Annotated in this window: 16 protein-coding genes; 7 read left to right on the forward strand and 9 right to left on the reverse strand. The window is 65.9% G+C overall.

Going from position 1 to position 18,423, the window contains the following annotated elements:
- Nucleotides 1-10: 10 nt before the first annotated feature.
- Nucleotides 11-838, reverse strand: a complete 828-nt coding sequence (locus tag H977_RS0130985; protein WP_502691235.1) for a class I SAM-dependent methyltransferase — start codon at nucleotides 836-838, stop codon at nucleotides 11-13.
- 156 nt (nucleotides 839-994) lie between these two features.
- Between H977_RS0130985 and H977_RS0130990 the strand changes: the two genes are divergently transcribed.
- Entirely contained in the window at nucleotides 995-1,669 is a 675-nt protein-coding gene (locus H977_RS0130990; RefSeq protein WP_029111504.1) for a winged helix-turn-helix transcriptional regulator, read from the forward strand.
- A gap of 4 nt (nucleotides 1,670-1,673) precedes the next feature.
- Here H977_RS0130990 and poxB read toward each other — a convergent pair whose 3' ends face one another.
- Nucleotides 1,674-3,410: a ubiquinone-dependent pyruvate dehydrogenase gene (gene poxB, locus H977_RS0130995; RefSeq protein ID WP_029111505.1), complete on the reverse strand. Its 1,737-nt coding sequence runs from the start codon at nucleotides 3,408-3,410 to the stop codon at nucleotides 1,674-1,676.
- 71 nt (nucleotides 3,411-3,481) lie between these two features.
- Complete coding sequence (locus H977_RS0131000) at nucleotides 3,482-4,249, reverse strand: SDR family NAD(P)-dependent oxidoreductase (RefSeq protein WP_029111506.1); 768 nt, start codon at nucleotides 4,247-4,249, stop codon at nucleotides 3,482-3,484.
- Nucleotides 4,250-4,404: 155 nt separating this feature from the next.
- On the opposite strand from H977_RS0131000, the gene H977_RS0131005 reads away from it, so the two are divergent.
- From H977_RS0131005 to H977_RS0131025, 5 genes are all read left to right on the forward strand, one after another.
- Nucleotides 4,405-4,785 (forward strand): GatB/YqeY domain-containing protein, encoded by a 381-nt coding sequence (locus H977_RS0131005; protein WP_029111507.1) that lies wholly within the window; start codon nucleotides 4,405-4,407, stop codon nucleotides 4,783-4,785.
- A gap of 21 nt (nucleotides 4,786-4,806) precedes the next feature.
- Nucleotides 4,807-6,330, forward strand: a complete 1,524-nt coding sequence (locus H977_RS0131010) for an ATP-dependent DNA ligase (protein WP_029111508.1) — start codon at nucleotides 4,807-4,809, stop codon at nucleotides 6,328-6,330.
- 113 nt (nucleotides 6,331-6,443) lie between these two features.
- Complete coding sequence (locus H977_RS0131015; protein ID WP_029111509.1) at nucleotides 6,444-8,750, forward strand: carbon starvation CstA family protein; 2,307 nt, start codon at nucleotides 6,444-6,446, stop codon at nucleotides 8,748-8,750.
- A complete protein-coding gene (locus H977_RS35100) occupies nucleotides 8,750-8,887 on the forward strand; it encodes a YbdD/YjiX family protein (protein WP_234793642.1) in 138 nt (45 codons plus the stop codon). The genes H977_RS0131015 and H977_RS35100 overlap by 1 nt, the downstream gene beginning before the upstream one ends.
- A 91-nt stretch (nucleotides 8,888-8,978) precedes the next feature.
- Nucleotides 8,979-10,265: an amidohydrolase family protein gene (locus H977_RS0131025; protein WP_029111510.1), complete on the forward strand. Its 1,287-nt coding sequence runs from the start codon at nucleotides 8,979-8,981 to the stop codon at nucleotides 10,263-10,265.
- A gap of 86 nt (nucleotides 10,266-10,351) precedes the next feature.
- Here the strand turns inward: H977_RS0131025 and H977_RS0131030 are convergent, their stop codons facing one another.
- Both H977_RS0131030 and H977_RS0131035 read right to left on the reverse strand, forming a co-directional pair.
- The gene (locus H977_RS0131030) at nucleotides 10,352-11,587 is read right to left on the reverse strand and encodes a cytochrome P450 (RefSeq protein ID WP_029111511.1); all 1,236 of its coding nucleotides are present in this window, start codon (nucleotides 11,585-11,587) and stop codon (nucleotides 10,352-10,354) included.
- On the reverse strand, nucleotides 11,584-12,639 hold the full coding sequence (locus tag H977_RS0131035) for an LLM class F420-dependent oxidoreductase (protein ID WP_029111512.1): 1,056 nt from the start codon (nucleotides 12,637-12,639) through the stop codon (nucleotides 11,584-11,586). The genes H977_RS0131030 and H977_RS0131035 overlap by 4 nt, the downstream gene beginning before the upstream one ends.
- A gap of 135 nt (nucleotides 12,640-12,774) precedes the next feature.
- Here H977_RS0131035 and H977_RS0131040 point away from each other — a divergent pair, with 135 nt between their 5' ends.
- A complete protein-coding gene (locus tag H977_RS0131040; RefSeq protein WP_029111513.1) occupies nucleotides 12,775-14,271 on the forward strand; it encodes an acyl-CoA carboxylase subunit beta in 1,497 nt (498 codons plus the stop codon).
- Nucleotides 14,272-14,326: 55 nt separating this feature from the next.
- On the opposite strand, the gene rox is transcribed toward H977_RS0131040, so the two are convergent.
- The 4 genes from rox to H977_RS0131060 form a co-directional block, all read right to left on the reverse strand.
- On the reverse strand, nucleotides 14,327-15,790 hold the full coding sequence (gene rox / locus H977_RS0131045) for a rifampin monooxygenase (protein ID WP_029111514.1): 1,464 nt from the start codon (nucleotides 15,788-15,790) through the stop codon (nucleotides 14,327-14,329).
- 127 nt (nucleotides 15,791-15,917) lie between these two features.
- Nucleotides 15,918-16,982: a TIGR03857 family LLM class F420-dependent oxidoreductase gene (locus tag H977_RS0131050; protein ID WP_029111515.1), complete on the reverse strand. Its 1,065-nt coding sequence runs from the start codon at nucleotides 16,980-16,982 to the stop codon at nucleotides 15,918-15,920.
- Nucleotides 16,979-17,350 carry a nuclear transport factor 2 family protein gene (locus H977_RS0131055; RefSeq protein WP_029111516.1) on the reverse strand — a complete coding sequence of 124 codons (372 nt, stop codon included), beginning with the start codon at nucleotides 17,348-17,350 and terminating at the stop codon, nucleotides 16,979-16,981. Before H977_RS0131055 ends, H977_RS0131050 begins: the two co-directional genes overlap by 4 nt.
- Nucleotides 17,347-18,393, reverse strand: a complete 1,047-nt coding sequence (locus H977_RS0131060) for a phosphotransferase (protein WP_029111517.1) — start codon at nucleotides 18,391-18,393, stop codon at nucleotides 17,347-17,349. Before H977_RS0131060 ends, H977_RS0131055 begins: the two co-directional genes overlap by 4 nt.
- Nucleotides 18,394-18,423 lie beyond the last annotated feature (30 nt).

Here is an 18,423-nt window from a genome sequence, read left to right on the forward strand (position 1 = left end):
CCCTTCCGGGTCAGTGCACGTTCGCCACTGTCAACAGGTATTCCCACGGCATCGTGGAACCGGAGATGAATCGGTCTCCGAGTGCGGCGATCTCTGCGTCCAGTGCGGCCACTCGGTCGGCGTCGGTGGCGATGGCCCGGTAAGCCGAAATCGTCGGACCGTAGTCGGCCTTGAAGTGGTCGCGGAACGCGGCGCCGTCGGCGTAGGCGTTCACCTCCAGTTGCCGCCGCTCACAAGACAACTCGCCGACGCGGTCACCCAACAGGGTGCGCACATGGTCCTCGTCGCCCCACCGTGGCGGCGCAGAGACCCCCGGTGGCGGCGGTGGCACATACGGCTTCATCGTGGCGAACAGCTGCCCGATGAACCCGTCGGGCGTCCAGGCGATCAGACCGATCCGCCCGCCCGGGCGCGTCACCCGCAGGAGTTCGTCGGCGGCCTGCTGGTGGTGCGGCGCGAACATCACCCCGATGCAGGACAGCACCACGTCGAACGATTCGTCGGGATATGGCAGGGCCTCCGCGTTGGCCTCGTTCCAGTCGATCACCACGCCGGCCTCCGTTCCCAGCCGTCGGCCCTGTTCGACCAGTTCGGGACACAGGTCGCTGGCGGTCACCTGCGCACCGGTCGCGGCGGCGGCGATGGCGGCGTTGCCGGTGCCTGCCGCCACGTCCAGCACACGGTCGCCGGGCCCGATGCCGCTGGCCTCGACGAGCACCGGTCCCAGAGGTCGAACGATGTTTGCGGCGATCGCCGCGTAGTCGCCCAGCGCCCACAGCGCCCGGTGTTTGGCCTCGAGCTCACGATCGGTGATGGCGGTGTTCATGACGGGGTTCATGACCGGTTCCTTCCCGCAGGGTGAAACCATCGTGACGCCGCCGACCTGGGGGGTCCAGTATCAGATCTGTAGCGGTGGTGGTTCAAGATCTGTACTGGCTTCTCGGGGCTGACAGCGGTGTACTTGAGCACAGCGTTTCTCGCAGGAGGTGCCGCCGTGTCGACGTATGGCCAGTTCTGTCCGATGGCCAAGGCCATGGAACTGCTCGACGAACGCTGGACCATGCTGGTGGTCCGGGAACTGCTGCTGGGCAGCACTCACTTCAACGATCTGCGCCGAGGCGTGCCGAAGATGTCGCCGGCGCTGTTGTCCAAACGGCTGAAGTCACTGACGCGGGCCGGTGTTGTCGAACGCAACGAAATCGATGGCCGTGCAACCTATTCGCTGACCCCTTGTGGTCAGGAGCTGGCAGGTGTGGTGACGGCGCTCGGCGCGTGGGGCGTGCGCTGGATCGGTGAGCTCGGCGAGCAGGATCTCGATCCGCACCTGCTGATGTGGGACATGCGGCGCACCATCCCCATCGAGGACTGGCCGCGCTCACGCACGACGGTCGCGTTCGTCCTCGATGGTGTCGCGTCGAAGGCGTCGCGGTGGTGGCTCACGGTCAGCGACGGGCAGGCCGATGTCTGCGATTTCGATCCCGGGTACGAGGTGACCGGCACCGTGCAGACCCATCTGCGAACGCTGGTCGAGATCTGGCGCGGTGATATCGGATGGGCTCGCGCGGTGCTCGACGGCAGTGTCGCGCTGTCGGGATCCGGTGAGGTCCGCCGCGCCATCCCGAAATGGCTGGGCCAGAGCACCGCGGCCGCGATTCCGCGGCCGGCGTGAGCGGTCAGTCCAGGATGCGGCGGGCGACGTTGGTGGTGACCAGGTCGAGAAGTTCGTCACCCCGCCCGGCCATGATGGTGCGGATCGCGTAGAGCGAGAAGCCCTTGGCCTGTTCGACGGTGATGGCCGGCGGTATCGAAAGTTCCTGTCGGGCCGTGACGACGTCGATCAGGGCGGGGCCGTCGTGCGCGAAGGCGTCGGCGATGGCGCCCTCCAGGTCCGCCGGTTCGGTGACCCGCCTGCCGTGTATGCCCATGGCCTGCGCCACGGCGGCGAAGTCCGGATTCACCAGGTCGGTGCCGAACGTGACGATGCCCGCGGCCTTCATCTCGAGTTCGACGAAGTTCAACGACGAGTTGTTCAAGACGATCAGCTTGACCGGCAACCGGTTCTGGATCAGCGTCACCAGTTCGCCGAAGAGCATCGTCAGGCCGCCGTCACCGGCCAGGGCGACCACCTGGCGGCCGGGGAACGCGGTCTGGGCACCGATCGCATGGGGCAGCGCATTGGCCATGGTGCCGTGGTTGAACGACCCGATCAGGCGGCGCCGCCCGTTCATGGTCAGGTACCGCGCCGCCCACACCACAGGGGACCCGACGTCGCAGGTGAACACCGCATCGTCGGAGGCGAGTCGATCAGCAAGCGCGGCAACGTATTCCGGCCTGATCGGGGTCTTGTCCCGGTCGTTGACGGCCAGCGAGTCCAGCTGCGCGCGGGTCTTGCGGTAGTGGCGCAGCGACCGATCGAGGTGCTCGCGGTCGGTCTTGGGGCGCAGCAGCGGCTGCAGGGCCGCCAGGGTATCGGCGACGCTGCCGCGCAGTCCCAGGTCGATCGGCGTGCGGCGACCGAGGTTTCGCCCGCGGATGTCGACCTGGATGACGGTGGCGCCCTCGGGATAGAACTGCTGATACGGGAAGTCGGTGCCCAGCATCAGTAGGGTGTCGGCTTCCTTGATGGCCTTGTAGCCGGAGGCGAAACCGAGCAGCCCGGTCATTCCGACGTCGAACGGGTTGTCGTATTCGATGAATTCCTTGCCGCGCAACGCGTGAACGACGGGCGCTTGCAGTGTCGACGCCAGTTCGATCAGCGCGTCGTGCGAGCCGGCCACGCCGGCGCCGCCGAGGATGGTGACCCGCTGGGCACCGTTGAGGATGTCCGCGGCGCGGCGCACCGACTCGTCGTCGGGGCGCTCGATGGATCGGGTCGGTCGCACCGGGCGTGACGTCCAACCCGTGCCCCCGCCGCGTTGCAGGAAGATCTCGCCGGGGATGACGATGACGGCGACTCCGTTGTCCTCGATCGCGGCACGCATGGCCATTTCGAGGATTCGCGGCAGCATCTCGGGAGTGCTCACGAGCTCGCAGTAGACGCTGCACTCACGAAACAGGTCCTGCGGGTGGGTTTCCTGGAAGTACTCGGACCCGATCTCGGTCCGCGGAATGTGGGCGGCGATGGCCAGCACCGGCACGCGGCTGCGATGCGCGTCGAACAGCCCGTTGATCAAGTGCAGATTGCCGGGACCGCAGCTGCCCGCGCACACCGCCAGTTGGCCGGTGAGTGCGGCATCGGCGGCCGCCGCGAAGGCTGCGGTCTCCTCGTGCCGGACGTGTTCCCAGGCGATGTCACCGCTGCGGCGGATGGCGTCGGTGAAGCCGTTGAGACTGTCGCCGGGCAGGCCGTACACCCGGCGCACCCCGCTCAGTGTCAGTGCGGAGATGACCTGGTCTGCGATGGTCGCCATTGCGCCTCCCCGGTATGCGATCCCGGCGTGATCGATGACGCGGGACGCCCTCGATCACGCCGGAATTCACTCTACTTGGGGGCGAAGCGCTGACCGGCGTCCAAACGCAGGCACTGGCCGTTGAGCATCGGGTTCTCGGCGATCGCGACGGCGAGCTTGGCGTACTCCTCAGGCTTGCCCAGGCGCTTGGGGAACGCCGCATCCTTGGTGAGCACGGCGGCGAACTCGTCGGGAATGCCCTCGGTGAGGCCGGTGGCGAACAGGCTCGGGGCGATGGCCAGCACGCGGATGCCCAGGCTGCCCAGGTCACGCGCCATGGTCAGGCACATGCCGGCGATGGCGGCCTTGGACGCGGTGTAGGCGACCTGGCCGATCTGACCCTCGAACGCCGCGATGGAGGCAGTGTTGATGATGACGCCGCGCTCCTCGGCCTCGGCATCGACGGGCTCGTTCTTGCTCATGTGCCAAGCGGCGAGCCGGCTGATGTTGAACGTGCCGATCAGGTTGAGGTCGATGGTGGAGCGGAAGGACTCCAGGCTGTGCGGGCCGTCCTTCTTGATGGTGCGCTCACCGATGCCGCCACCGGCGGTGGTCACGATGATGTGCAGGCCGCCCAGATCGGCGACAGCCTGCTCCAGCACCTTTTCGGTGCCGTCGAAGTCGGTGACGTCGACGGGGAAGAACGAGCCTCCGATCGCGTCGGCCACTTCCTGCCCCTTGGACTGCGGCCGGTCCAGCACAGCCACGCTGGCGCCGCGCTTGGCCAGTGCCTCGGCGGTGGCCCGGCCGAAGCCTGAGGCGCCGCCGACGACGATGGCTTTCTTGCCTTCGATCTCCATCTAGCTTCCTTTCCAAAAATGACCGAAATCGTAAAGCAACCTATCTCATCAACCCTTCCCGTAAGCCTTTCGGGTTGGCGCTGGCGCTCCCCTGACAGCGCGGCCGCGCGAAAAACCCTCGACGCCGACCCACCACCCGGTTAAGTTCGCCTGCCATGACACCTGCCCAGCACTGGCGCGACCTACTCCGCGAGTCCCTGCTGTCGGCGCGCAAGTCCCGCGACGCCGCGAGCGTCGCCGCCCTCAGGTCGGCGCTGAGTGCAATCGACAACGCGGAGACTCCGCCGGCCGACCAGACCGATACCCGCATCGGTGGACCGATTGCGGGTGCGGTGTCCGGTGTGGGTTCGACAGAGGTCGCCCGCCGGGTGCTCGGTGACTCCGAGATTCGCGGCCTTGTTCAGGCCGAGATCGATGAACGACTCACGGCGGCAGACCAATACCTCACGAACGGGCATCACGAACGCGCAGCGGACCTGCAATCGCAGGCCGCCGTCCTGAGGCAGGTGCTCAGCCAAACGCCGGAGGTTGTCTGAGCCCCGTGGCACGCTGAACACGTGTTGCTCGCCGACGTTGCCGCCGCATCTGCCGACATCGCGGGTACCTCGGCGCGGCTGGCCAAGATCGACCGCATCGCGGCCCTGCTGGCCCGAACCGCCGCCGAGGGCGACGCCCGCACCGTCGCCGTGACGGTGTCCTGGCTGTCCGGAGAACTCCCCCAACGCCAGATCGGCGTCGGGTGGGCGGCGCTGCGTTCATTGCCGACACCGGCCGAGATCCCCACGTTGACCGTCACCGGCGTCGACTCCGCCTTCACCGAGATCAAGGGGATCACGGGCAAGGGCTCGCAGTCCCTGCGAGCCGAGTTGGTGCGGGGCCTTTTCGCCGCGGCGACGGACACGGAGCAGACCTTTTTGCGGCGCCTCCTCGGCGGCGAACTGCGCCAGGGCGCCCTGGCCGGGGTGATGGCCGACGCGGTCGCCCGCGCCTCCGGCATCCCCGCGGCCGAGGTCCGGCGCGCCGCGATGCTCGCCGGCGATCTGCCCGCCGTGGCGGCCGCGGCGGCCACGGGTGGCAGTGATGCCCTGGCGAAGTTCCAGCTGCAGGTCGGTCGTCCGGTTGGCCCGATGCTCGCGCAGACCGCGACCGGGGTGGCCGATGCCCTCGAACGGCTCGGCGGCACAGCAATTTTGGAGGCCAAGCTCGATGGCGCCCGCGTACAGATCCACCGCAAGGGATCCGAAGTCTCGGTGTTCACGCGCAGCCTCGACGATGTCACCCATCGCCTGCCCGAGGTGGTCGCGGCGACACTGGCCTTGACGGCCACCGATCTGATCGCCGACGCGGAGGCCATCGCGCTGCGCCCGGACAACCGTCCGCAACCCTTTCAGGTCACTGCCGCGAGGTTCGGCCGTAAGAACCCGAACGATCTCGAACCGTTGTCGGTGTTCTTCTTCGATCTACTGCACGTCGACGGCCAGGATCTGCTCGATCAGCCCACCGAGCAGCGGCTGGCCGCCCTCGACGCGCTGATACCGCAAGACCGGCGCGTAGACCGAGTGGTCACCACCGACGCCGCCGTGGCACAGGAGTTTCTGGACCGGACTCTGGCCGCCGGGCACGAGGGGGTGATGGCAAAGGCGCCGACGGCGCCGTACGAGGCCGGCCGCCGCGGCGCCGGCTGGCTCAAGGTCAAGCCCGTGCACACGCTGGATCTGGTGGTGCTGGGGGTCGAGCGGGGGTCGGGGCGACGCACCGGCAAGCTCTCCAACATCCACCTGGGCGCCAGAGACCCGGACACCGGCGGATTCGTGATGCTGGGCAAGACGTTCAAGGGCATGACCGACGCGATGCTGGCGTGGCAGACCGAGCGCTTCCACGAACTGCGGGTGGACGACGACGGCTGGCTGGTGACCGTTCGGCCCGAGCAGGTCGTCGAGATCGCCTTCGACGGCGTCCAGCGGTCGAGCCGTTACCCGGGCGGCGTCGCCTTGCGCTTCGCCAGGGTGCTGCGGTACCGCGACGACAAGACTCCCGACGAGGCGGACACGATCGACGCCGTCCGCGCATTCCTCACCTGACCTGTCCCCGGTTTCCTGGTTAGGGTGCGGAAACCGGGATTCGATGCCACGCGGTTTGGCTCGATGAAAGGATTCAGGCGACGCGTATGACACTGGGCAAGCAAGGAGAAACCGTGGCAACACCGGATGCCCCACCGGCGGATCGCATCGAGGAGCACGACGGCGACATCACCTACATCCGCACCAGCAAAGAACTTCCGCCGGTCGCGATCGTCGACCGCTCGCCCATCACCGCCAGACACAAGGCCATCTTCGCCACCGTCGCCGTACTGGGCGCGATCGCCTGGGCGGTGATCGCGTTCTTCCGCGGGGAGACGGTCAACGCGGTGTGGTTCGTGATCGCCGCGATCTGCACCTATGTCATCGGCTTCCGGTTCTACGCCCGGCTGATCGAGATGAAGATCGTCCGGCCCCGTGACGAAAATGCCACCCCGGCAGAGCTATTCGACAACGGTACGGATTACATGCCGACCGATCGGCGGGTGCTGTTCGGTCATCACTTCGCCGCGATCGCCGGCGCCGGTCCGCTGGTCGGCCCGGTGCTGGCCATGCAGATGGGCTATCTGCCCGGAACGATCTGGATCATCATCGGCGCCGTGGTGGCCGGTTGCGTCCAGGACTACCTGGTGCTGTCCATCTCGGTGCGCCGCCGTGGCCGTTCGCTCGGGCAGATGGCGCGTGACGAGCTCGGCGTGGTCGGCGGTGTCGCGGCGATCGTCGGCGTGCTGGTCATCATGGTGATCCTGCTGGCGGTGCTGGCCCTGGTCGTGGTCAACGCGCTGGCCGAAAGCCCATGGGGCGTCTTCTCGATCGCGATGACGATCCCGATCGCCATCTTCATGGGCCTGTACCTGAGGTTCTTCCGCCCCGGCCGGGTGTCGGAAGTGTCGCTCATCGGCGTCACGCTGCTGCTGCTCGCGGTGATCTCCGGCGGCTGGGTGGCCGAAACATCCTGGGGTGCCGACTGGTTCACGCTCTCGAAGGTCACGCTGTCGTGGTGCATCATCATCTACGGCCTGGCTGCCTCGGTGTTGCCGGTCTGGTTCCTGCTGGCCCCGCGTGATTACTTGTCGACATTCATGAAAGTCGGCACCATCGCGCTGTTGGCCGTGGGCATCCTCATCGCCCGGCCGGTGATGCAGGCGCCCGCGATCTCCCAGTTCGCCGCGAGCGGCACCGGCCCCGTGTTCGCCGGCTCGTTGTTCCCGTTCCTGTTCATCACCATCGCCTGCGGTGCGCTGTCGGGCTTTCACGCGCTGATCTCCTCGGGCACCACGCCCAAGCTCTTGGAGAAGGAAAGCCAGATGCGGCTGATCGGCTACGGCGGCATGCTCACCGAGTCGTTCGTCGCGATCATGGCCCTGATCACCGCGGCCATCCTCAACCAGCACCTGTACTTCGCGATCAATGCACCGACCGCCTCCACAGGGACGACCGCGCAGACGGCGGCCGAGTACGTCAACGGCCTTGGCCTGTCCGGTCAGCCGATCACCGCGCAGGAGATCACCGCCGCGGCCGACGGCGTGGGTGAGCATTCCATCGTGTCCCGCACCGGCGGTGCGCCGACTCTGGCCTTCGGTATGTCCGAGGTGCTGCACCAGGTGTTCGGCGGGGAAAGCCTGAAGGCCTTCTGGTACCACTTCGCGATCATGTTCGAGGCGTTGTTCATCCTCACCACGGTCGACGCCGGCACTCGGGTCGCACGGTTCATGCTGTCTGACGGTCTTGGCAATCTCGGTGGCCCGCTGAAGAAGCTGCAGAACCCCAGCTGGCGAGTGGGCGCCTGGGCCTGCAGCGTCATCGTGGTCGCGGCGTGGGGTTCGATTCTGCTGATGGGCGTCACCGACCCGCTGGGCGGCATCAACACCTTGTTCCCTCTGTTCGGCATTGCCAACCAGCTGCTGGCGGCGATCGCGTTGACCGTCGTCACCGTGGTGGTGATCAAGCGCGGCTTGGTGAAGTGGGCGTGGATTCCGGGGCTTCCGCTGCTGTGGGATCTGACGGTGACGATGACGGCATCCTGGCAGAAGATCTTCTCGGCCGACCCGAAAGTTGGTTACTGGAAGCAGCATTCACAGTACGTCGCGGCGCAGGAGGCCGGAAAGTCGACTTTCGGCGCGGCTAAGAACCCCGATCAGATCGACGCGGTCATCCGCAACACCTTCATCCAGGGCACCCTGTCGGTGGTCTTCGCGGTGCTGGTGCTGATCGTGTTCGTCGCGGGCGTGGTGATGGCACTGCAAGCGCTGCGAGGGGCCGGCCGGCCGCTGGCGGTGGACGAGGAAGTGCCCTCGCGCCTTTTCGCGCCCTCGGGCCTGATCACCACATCGGCCGAGAAGGAGGTGCAGAAACAGTGGGACGCCTTGCCCGGAGGACACGCCGAGCCGCACGCCACATCGGGTGGTACTGGTCAACATTGATGGGCGACAACCACTATCGCCGCTACGTCGCGCACCGCGAACGTACCCACCCCGGTGAGCCGGTGCTGTCCGAGCGGGATTACTGGAAGATGCGGCACCGCCATACGGAGGCCAATCCGGGCGCGCGCTGCTGCTGAGCGACGAATGTGCTGATGGCCTGGCCTGAAGCCGTCGCGTCCGGCTAAACTGTCGTCCATACGGTAAGGCCGTCGTGAATGGAGTGCGTTCGTGAACAAAGACGACATGATCCTGATCAGCGTGGACGATCACATCGTCGAACCGCCTGACATGTTCAAGAATCACCTTCCCAAGAAGTACGCCGATGAGGCCCCGCGTCTGGTGCACAACCCGGACGGCAGCGACACCTGGCAGTTCCGCGACATCGTCATTCCCAACGTCGCACTGAACGCGGTCGCCGGCCGGCCCAAGGAGGAATACGGCCTGGAACCCCAGGGCCTCGACGAGATCCGCAAGGGCTGCTTCAACGTCGACGAGCGCGTCAAGGACATGAACGCCGGCGGCATCCTCGGCTCCATCTGCTTCCCGTCCTTCCCCGGCTTCGCCGGCCGCCTGTTCGCCACCGAGGATCCGGAGTTCTCCCTGGCTCTCGTCCAGGCCTACAACGACTGGCACATCGATGAATGGTGCGGCGCCTACCCCGCCCGCTTCATCCCCATGGCGTTGCCGGTGATCTGGGATGCCGAGGCGTGTGCCGCCGAGGTCCGCCGGGTGTCGAAGAAGGGCGTGCACGCCCTGACGTTCAGTGAGAACCCGGCGGCGATGGGTTATCCCAGTTTCCACGACGATTACTGGACTCCGCTGTGGAAGGCGTTGTGCGACACCAACACCGTGCTCAACGTGCACATCGGATCCTCGGGCAAGCTGGCCATCACCGCACCGGACGCGCCGCTGGACGTGATGATCACCCTACAGCCGATGAACATCGTGCAGGCCGCCGCGGATCTGTTGTGGTCCAAGCCCATCAAGGATTATCCGGATCTCAAGATCGGGCTGTCCGAGGGCGGCACCGGCTGGATTCCGTATTTCCTGGAGCGCGTCGACCGCACCTATGAGATGCACTCGACCTGGACGCACCAGAACTTCGGCGGCAAGCTGCCCAGCGAAGTGTTCCGCGAGCACTTCCTGACCTGCTTCATCTCCGACCCGGTCGGCGTGGCACTGCGCGACAAGATCGGCATCGACAACATCAGCTGGGAGGCCGACTACCCGCACAGCGACTCGATGTGGCCGGGCGCCCCAGAGGAGTTGTGGGACGTGCTGACCGAGAACAACGTGCCCGACGACGACATCAACAAGATGACGTACGAGAATGCGATGCGCTGGTACTCGTTCGATCCGTTCACCCACATCTCACGCGAGCAGGCCACCGTCGGCGCGCTGCGCAAATCCGCCGAGGGTCACGATGTTTCGATCCAGGCGCTGAGTCACCACGAGCAGGGCACCCGCGGCGATGCGCTGCAGGCCGCGGCGCGGGGCAACTCGGGCAGCGAGTAGACGCGCCTCCATTTTTCCCGCGAGCAGACGCAAAACTGTCCCTTTCCGCTCGGAAAGGGACAGTTTTGCGTCTGCTCGGCGAACTCTCAGCGCAGGGAATACCGCACCGGCAGGTGCTTGAGCCCGCCGACGAACGTCGTGGCCATGTGCTGCGGTACGCCGACGAGCTCTGCGGAACGCAACCGCGGTAGCAGCTCGGAGAAAAAGCTGTTGATCTCCATCCGGGCCAGTGCCGCGCCCAGGCAGAAATGCACACCGTAGCCGAACGCGATGTGTTTGTTGGGATCTCGCCCGACATCGAAGCAGAACGGATCGACGAAGACGTCCTCATCGCGGTTACCCGAGACATAGGACAGCAGCACCGACTCGCCCTTCGCGATGCGTACACCACGAATCTCGTAGTCCTGTTGCGCGGTACGCATGAACTCCTTGACCGGTGTCGTCCACCGGACCATCTCCTCAACCGCGAGCGGCATCAGGCTCATGTCATTCTGCAGCCGGGCCAGTTGGTCGGGATTCTGCAGCAGCGCGTGCATGCCTCCAGAAATGCTGGCACTGCTGGTGTCGTGGCCGGCAGCGGCGATGATCGCGTAGTAGGAAACGGTGTCGATATCGGACAGCGGCTCGCCGTCCAGCGTGGCGTTGGCGATCGTCGAAGCGAGGTCGTCGGTCGGATTCGCCCGACGCGAGGCGGTGAGTTCGGTGAAGTACTGGAACATCTCGAGCAGCGCCATGCCCTGCTCCTCCATGCTGGTGCCGCGCTTGAACTCGTCGTCGTCACTGCCGAACAGCTCCTGGGTGAGCTTGAGCATGAATGCGAAGTCCGACTCGGGCACACCGAGCAGCGTCATGATCATGTACAGCGGATAGTTCACCGCGACCTGCTGCACGAAATCGCATTCCGGCCCCTCGTCGACCATTCTGTCGACGAACCGCTTGGCCAGTTCGTCCGCGCGATCCTTCAACGCGCGCATGGCCTTTGGCCGGAACCAGTTGGCTCCGATGGCTCGCAGGTCGCGATGTAGTGGGTCGTCCGTGTGGATCAACGTCCGGATTCCGATCGCAGCCTGCTGCTCGTCACCCTCGCGGGTGACCAATACCGGGCGCGGCGAGTTGGTGAAGATGTCGTTGGCACGCTCGATCTCCATGATGTCCGCGTGCTTGGTGATGGCCCAGAACGGGGCGTACTCGGGTACCTCCACCCAGGACACCGGGGCGTTGGCCCGCAGGTGAGCCAGGTCCGCGTGCAATGTCACCTCGTCGGTGTACGCCGACGGGTTGGCGAACATTCTGGCGACATCGTCGATCGTGCGGACGGTCATACGTTGCTCCTCACTGGCGGGCATTCTCGAAACTCCTGCAGCACCGCATTCACGGTGTCCGGGGACACCGCGGCGGGAAAACCTGGCAGCACGCGGTCGATGACACCGTCGCAGCGGCGCCGCAACGCCGCGGCAAGTTCGGGGACCGGGGCGACAACGGCGAAGGCGTCGAGCACCTCGTCATCGATGAGCTCACCCATCGCGTCCCACTGACCGGCGAGTGACAGCCGGTGCAGTTCGGTGTGCAGATCGCCCCAGCCGTGCAGCTCCAAGACTTTGCGGTAGGCCGGCGTCGAGCCGTAGAAGGCGAGTTGTTTGCGGGTCGCGATCGACGCCGCGGCCATCTCCTGCTCGTCTACGCCGGTCACCAGGAACACCGGGCAGGACAACTCGAAGTCGGCGCGATCACGACCGCCACGGTCCATTCCGCGCTGCAACGCGACCGTGGTCACGTCGTCCAGATAGCGCCGGGTGGTGAATGCGTGGGCCAGCAGTCCGTCGGCCATCTCGCCGCACACTTCGGTCATCAGTTCCCCCACCGCGGCCAGGAACACCTTGGGGAACGGCAGGTCCGACGGTTCCGGGGTGAACATGGGCGTCATGATCTTGTGGGTGTAGAACTCCCCCTCGAACCGCAGCTTTGCACCATCGCGCCAGCATCCCCAAATCGCTTGCAGCGCTTCGATGTACTCGCGCATGCGGCGAGCCGGGTGGCTCCACGGCATACTGAATCGCTTTTCGATGTGCGGCTGGATCTGCGTGCCCAGCCCGAGGATGAAGCGTCCGCCCGAGTATGTCTGCAGATCCCAGCCCAGCTGGGCCATGGTCATCGGGTTGCGAGCGAAGGCGACGGCGATGCTGGTGCCTATCTGGATCTGCTCGGTGTGCTCGGCCGCAAGTGCCAGAGGCAGGAACGGGTCGTGGTTGATCTCTCCGGTCCAGCAGCCGTCATATCCGTGGGCTTCGAGCTCGCGGGCGGTCTGCGGCACCTCGGCCAGCCGACTGGGGATGCCGCGGTCGATCTTGACAACGCGGGGAACCGGTTCACTCATCGACGGTGCATTCCTTTGCCAGCTTGTTCCGCCGTGCGCAATCCGGACACCTCATCGACGCTACAGTAAGCAATTCAGTATGGTCAACGAGGTTAGGCTACAAGCCAACCGCCGGTTCGAGAAGTGGGAGAGATTATGACGAACGCCGCCGAGTGGAAGGAAACGCTCGAGGACCTCGCTCGACGGCGTGAGCAGGCGTTCGGCATGGGTGGTCCCGAACGGCTGGCCAAGCACCACGCCAAGGGCAAACTCGATGCCCGAGCCCGCATCGCACGACTGCTCGACCCCGACACCTTCCAGGAGTTCGGCACCTTGGCCGGCGGTGACATTGCAGCCGATGGCCTCATCGCCGGTTCAGGCCGGATCGACGGCACGCCGGTGATGGTGGGTGCGGAGGATTTCACCACGCTGGCCGGCAGCATCGGGCCCGGCGGCAACGCCAAACGGTACCGGCTCGCCGAGTTGGCGCTGCGCAACAAGATTCCGCTGGTGATGCTGTTGGAGGGGGCGGGTTTTCGCCCCAGCGGTGAGCACTATGGGCGTACGCCCACCGACCTCATCGCTCAGGCCAAGTGCTCGGGGAAGGTCCCGACGGTCTCGGCGGTGCTCGGCCCGTCGGCCGGGCACGGCGCTCTGGTGGCTCCGGTGTGCGATTTCACGATCATGAGCGATCAGGGAGCCATCTTCACCGCCGGACCTCCGGTGGTGAAAGAGTCCACGGGAGAAAACATCTCGAAAGAGGACCTCGGCGGACCGAACGTCGCCCTGGCGAGCGGCGTGATCCACAACCACGCCGACGACGACGAGACGGTCATCGACGACATCCGCCGCTACCTGTCCTACTTCCCGTCGAGCGCCTGGTCGTATCCGCCGACCCGGCTCGCCGACGACACGGCTGACCCCCGACCGACCCCCGAACTCCTCGACATCATCTCGCGCGACAATCGGCAGATCTACGACATGCGCGCGGTGCTCGACGAAATCTTCGACCGTCCCGACTGGTTCGAGGTGCAACCCAAGTTCGGCCGCGCCATCATCTGCGCGCTGGCCCATCTCGGCGGCTATCCGGTTGCGGTGGTGGCCAATCAACCGCAGGTGATGGCGGGCTCGATCGACGCCGACGCCGCGGACAAGGCCGCCCACTTCATCTCGGTGGCCGACGCCTTCCACCTGCCGATCGTGTTTCTCGCCGACAACCCTGGCATGCTGCCGGGCAGTCAGTCCGAGCGCAGCGGCGTACTGCGAAGCGGAGCACGGATGTTCGCCGCGCAGACTGCGGCGACGACGCTGAAGCTGCACGTCACACTGCGCAAGGCGTTCGGTTTCGGCTCGATGGTGATGTCCCTCTTGGGTTTCGACGATCAGGTGGCCACCTTCGCCTATCCCGGCGCGACGATGGGCGCGATGGGTGCGGCCGCCATGAGCGCGGCCACCCATGCCGGTGAGGACTACACCGAAGTGCTCAAGAGAATGGAACTGGAGGCGTCCTTCCGGTCGGCCGGTCACCTCGGCTTCGATGAGCTCATCTCTCCCGAGGAAACCCGCAACGCGCTGCTGGTCACCCTTCAACACGGCATCTTCAGCCGCCAAGCGGTGGCCGAGCCGGTGTCCCGCAGCCTGATCATGCCGTGAACTTCTCCGGCGAGCAGACATAAAACTGCCCACTTTCGGTGCCTAATAGGCAGTTTCACGTCTGCTCGCGAGGAGAGCCGAACCACTTCTCGAGGTGGGCGACCAGGTCGGCCGGATCGTCCCCCACCCAGGCCACATGCCCGTCGGGCCGCAGCAACACCGCGGGCACGTCCAGCTCTTCGCTCGTATCGACGACGTGGTCGACGCGATCCTCCCAGCCGTGCACCGAGAGGCGCGCGGTCTGGTCGAGCAGCATCGCGCGCCCGGCGTGCATCAGCTCGTAGAGGCGGCCGCGCCTGAGTCGGATATCCCGTAACCGGCGACCGAGCATCTCGTGACCTTCACCGAAGTCGTAACGGATGGCGATCGCGATGATCTTCTCCGTCAGATGCCTGCTCACGCCGGGGAAGTCCATCAATTCCGCCACCAGTCGACGCGCCGCCTGAGCCCCGGGTTCCAGGGACATCAGTTCCATCTGTGCCCGCGTGTTGTCCAGCACGTCGGCGGCCACGGGTCGGCGTTCGGTGTCGTAGCTGTCCAGCAGCCCGTCCGGTGCCCACCCGGCCACTTCGGCGGCCAGTTTCCAGCCCAGGTTGAAGGCATCCTGAACACCGAGATTGAGTCCCTGTCCACCCGTCGGCGGATGCACATGCGCGGCATCGCCGGCCAGCAACACCCGCCCACTGCGGTAGCGTTCGGCCAGCCGCGTGCCGTCTCCGAATCGCGACAGCCAACGCGCGGAATGCACACCCAAGTCGGTGCCCGCGGTGAGCACCAACTGGCGCTTGAACTCGTCCAATGTCGGTGCCGTGGCGCGGTCCTCGGCCACTCCGTCGGCCGGAACGATCACCCGGTACACGCCGTCGCCCAGCGGCATCGCCCCGAATCGCAGTTGCCTCTTGCGGACTTCGGCCATCACGGCATCGAGCGTTTCCGGGGGCACGTCCAGTTCGACCTCACCCAACAACGTTTCGACCGTCGCAGGCTCTCCGGGAAAGCCGATACCCATCGCCTTGCGCACCGTGCTACGTCCGCCGTCGCAGCCGACGAGATAGCGCGCTCGCACCCGGGATCCGCCGGCGGGAGGCTTGCCGAGCGACCCTTTACCCGCCAGTTCGACGGTGACGCCGTCGCCGTCCTGGCTCACTCCGGTCACCTCGCATCCGCGACGGATCTCGGCACCGAGTTCGGCGGCACGCTCGGTCAGCAGACGTTCGGTGATCGTCTGCGGTATCCCGAGGACATACGCGTGCGCGGTGTCGAGGCCGTCGGGCTGAGGCTTGGCGATACCGGCGAAGAACCCTCCGACCGGGTGTTTCTGCCCGTGTTCGAGGAACCGGGGCAGCAGGCCGCGCTGGTCCATCACTTCGATGCTGCGCGCGTGCAGCCCCAGCCCGCGGACCACCTTCGACGGCTCGTCGTCCTTCTCCAGCACCAGCACGCCCACACCGTGCAGTCGTAGTTCGGCGGCGAGCATCGCCCCGGTCGGTCCTGCGCCGGCAATGATGACGTCGATCATGAATCCCCCTGTTCCCGCAGCTCAGCACTGCGGGAGGAGATTCTGCATCACCCCCGGGGTCTTGCCGCAAGCCCCCGGGTGGGCTATATGTTGGAAGTGGCAGGAAGCGGTCGACGCTCCTGCTTTTCTATTTCCCGGAACCCGCCGACTCCGAGGTGGCCCGGTATTCGGTGACGATCGGCTCAAGCTCGTCGGGTGTTGCCCCGTGCATGATCACCGCGTCGGCGCCGTAGTCGAACTCTTTGCGGATACGGTCCACGCACTGCTGTGCCGTTCCGGTGGCCGACGGTTCCAGCCACTCGTCGGGAATGAGCGTCGCGATGTGCTCGATCTGCTCGGCACTGGCCTTGTGGTCGATACCCCCCGGAATTGAGGTGACGACGGAGTCCTCCCGGAATCGTTGCAGCACAGCCGGATCCCAGTTGTTGGTGCTCACCAGAAGGTCCCCGTAGCCCTGCAGGTAGGTGGCGAGCCGGGCCACGGTCTTCTTGAGCCGTAATTCCTCGGGTAGGTGATCGCCGACGGTGGCAAAGCAGGACCACACCCGCACGCTGTCGGGATCGCGGCCCGCCTGTTCGGCGGCGTCCTTGACGGTCTTTACGGCGCGTTGCAGCGTTTCCGGCGTGAAGTAGGTGTGCAGGATGACGTCGTCGAACTCCCGGCCGCCCAGGGCCAGCGTCTGTGGGCCGAAGGCCACGATCGCCAGGCGGATGTCCTCGTTGAAATCAGGATCCAGGAACAGCACCTGGTACTTGCCCATCGGACCGTTATGGTTGAAGATCACCTCGCCGTGCCAGAGTTTGCGCATCACCTGCGCGAAATCCTCCATCTGCGCCGTGGTCACCGCCGGCACCCCGAAGGCGTTGTACATGGCGGCGATGCCACGCCCGATGCCGAGGGTGAACCGGCCTCGCGACAACCGGTGCATCGTGGTGGCCCACGACCCGGTGATCAGCGGATGGCGCGTGTTGTGATTGGTTGCCGCCGTGGCGATCTGCATGCGATCGGTCACCGCGCAGGCGGCGCCGACGAGCGAGGACGCCTCCTTGACGTTCCACCGTTCGGAGATGAAGGCAGTGCCGAACCCGAGTTCCTCCCCGCGCCGTGCCTCGTCCATCAGCGTGGCCGGGCCTTCGCCGCCCGCACCGGCCAAGAGGTAGTAGCCAAGTTCATCGAGGACCGATTTGTTCACGCCCAAACTCCTTGCTTATAACCACAATTCCAGACTTCCGTGATCCGGCCATCGACCACACGGAAGATCTCCATACTGCTGATCGTCAAGGCGTGGCCATCGGTGGAGGTCATCGGTGACTCATACACGATCGCCACGTGCTCGCCGTCGTCACCGGCGACGACCAGATTCAGGTCGAACCGGATCGTCTCGAACATCGCCCAGTGGTCGATCACCCGGTTGACCGCCTCCTCATGGGTGAGCACCGCCACCTCGCCCACATCGTGGCGGGTGACGGTGTCCCCCAACAGCTCATCGGCGAGGGCGAAGTCCCTCTCGTTCCAGACCACCCAGTTGTACTGTTCGACCACTTCGCGCGCTGTCCTCATGAAAACTCCTCCAACGCGTCGATATCGTCGATGGCCGCGACGGCGCGGTCGATGAGCGTCAGGCACAGTTGTCGCGACCGTTCGGGTGCCACATCCCACGTCAGCAGGGCGACCACCGGCATGTACAGCAGCAGGGCGGTCGCGAAACGGTAATGCCGCCAGGCCTCGTCGAACGCGTATCCACCGACCTGGTTGACGTAGGCGCGCAGCAACTCCTCGTCGCGGCCATGGCGCACCTCGGTGGGCAGACCCTGGCTGACCAGGTAGGCGATGTCGGCCGCACCCGCGCCGCGGACCGTCAACTGGAAGTCCACCACTTTCAACGCCCCGCCCCTGAAGAACATGTTGTCGGCCCGGATATCGCCGTGCAGCAACATGTTCCGCTGCGAGAGTGCTGCAAGCGCGGCGGGCGCCAGATCGGCGAACCGCTCGGCGAAAACCGCAACCTCCGGCGGAACCGTTTGCTCGGTGTGGTCTCGGTAGAGCTCCCATCCCGGTGCGAAGGCCGGCAGGAACAGGTCTCGCGTCAAGGCGCTGTCGATGCTCGGAAACTTCTGCAGGACACTGCCATCAACGCCTGCCGACCATGTGTGCAAGCCGGCCAACTGTTCGATACACAGCTGAGCACGTTCGAGCGACAACCCGGCCAGATGGTCGGCGTTCTCCCAATCCCGCAGATCCTCGAGCACCAGGATGAAATCGGCTCCGGACATCCGCGCAACGTGACAGCGCGGGGTGGCGATGGGCGCATCCGACGCGACGCACCGGTAGAAGTCCAGCTCACGCTGGTATCCGCCGAGCATCTCCATCCCGCCGCGAGCCAAAGACTCAGCGGGTAGCTTGACGATCAAAGTCTCTGGCACATCATCGGATCCGCTCAGATGAATGCGGTACAACGCCGCGGAAAAGCCGGTGTCCTCCGCGATCCGTTTGGGCCGCACCGCGGTTACCTGCGTGGCCAGCGCCTCGGACAGCCAGGATGGGGTGACACCGTCGATGCTTGTGGGCACCGCCCCGGAGACGGGCACCGTGATCGGTGTCATCCATAACCTCCGCCGCAGAAATTTGACACT

It is taken from the genome of Mycobacterium sp. URHD0025, assembly GCF_000426065.1.
Lineage (GTDB): Bacteria > Actinomycetota > Actinomycetes > Mycobacteriales > Mycobacteriaceae > Mycobacterium.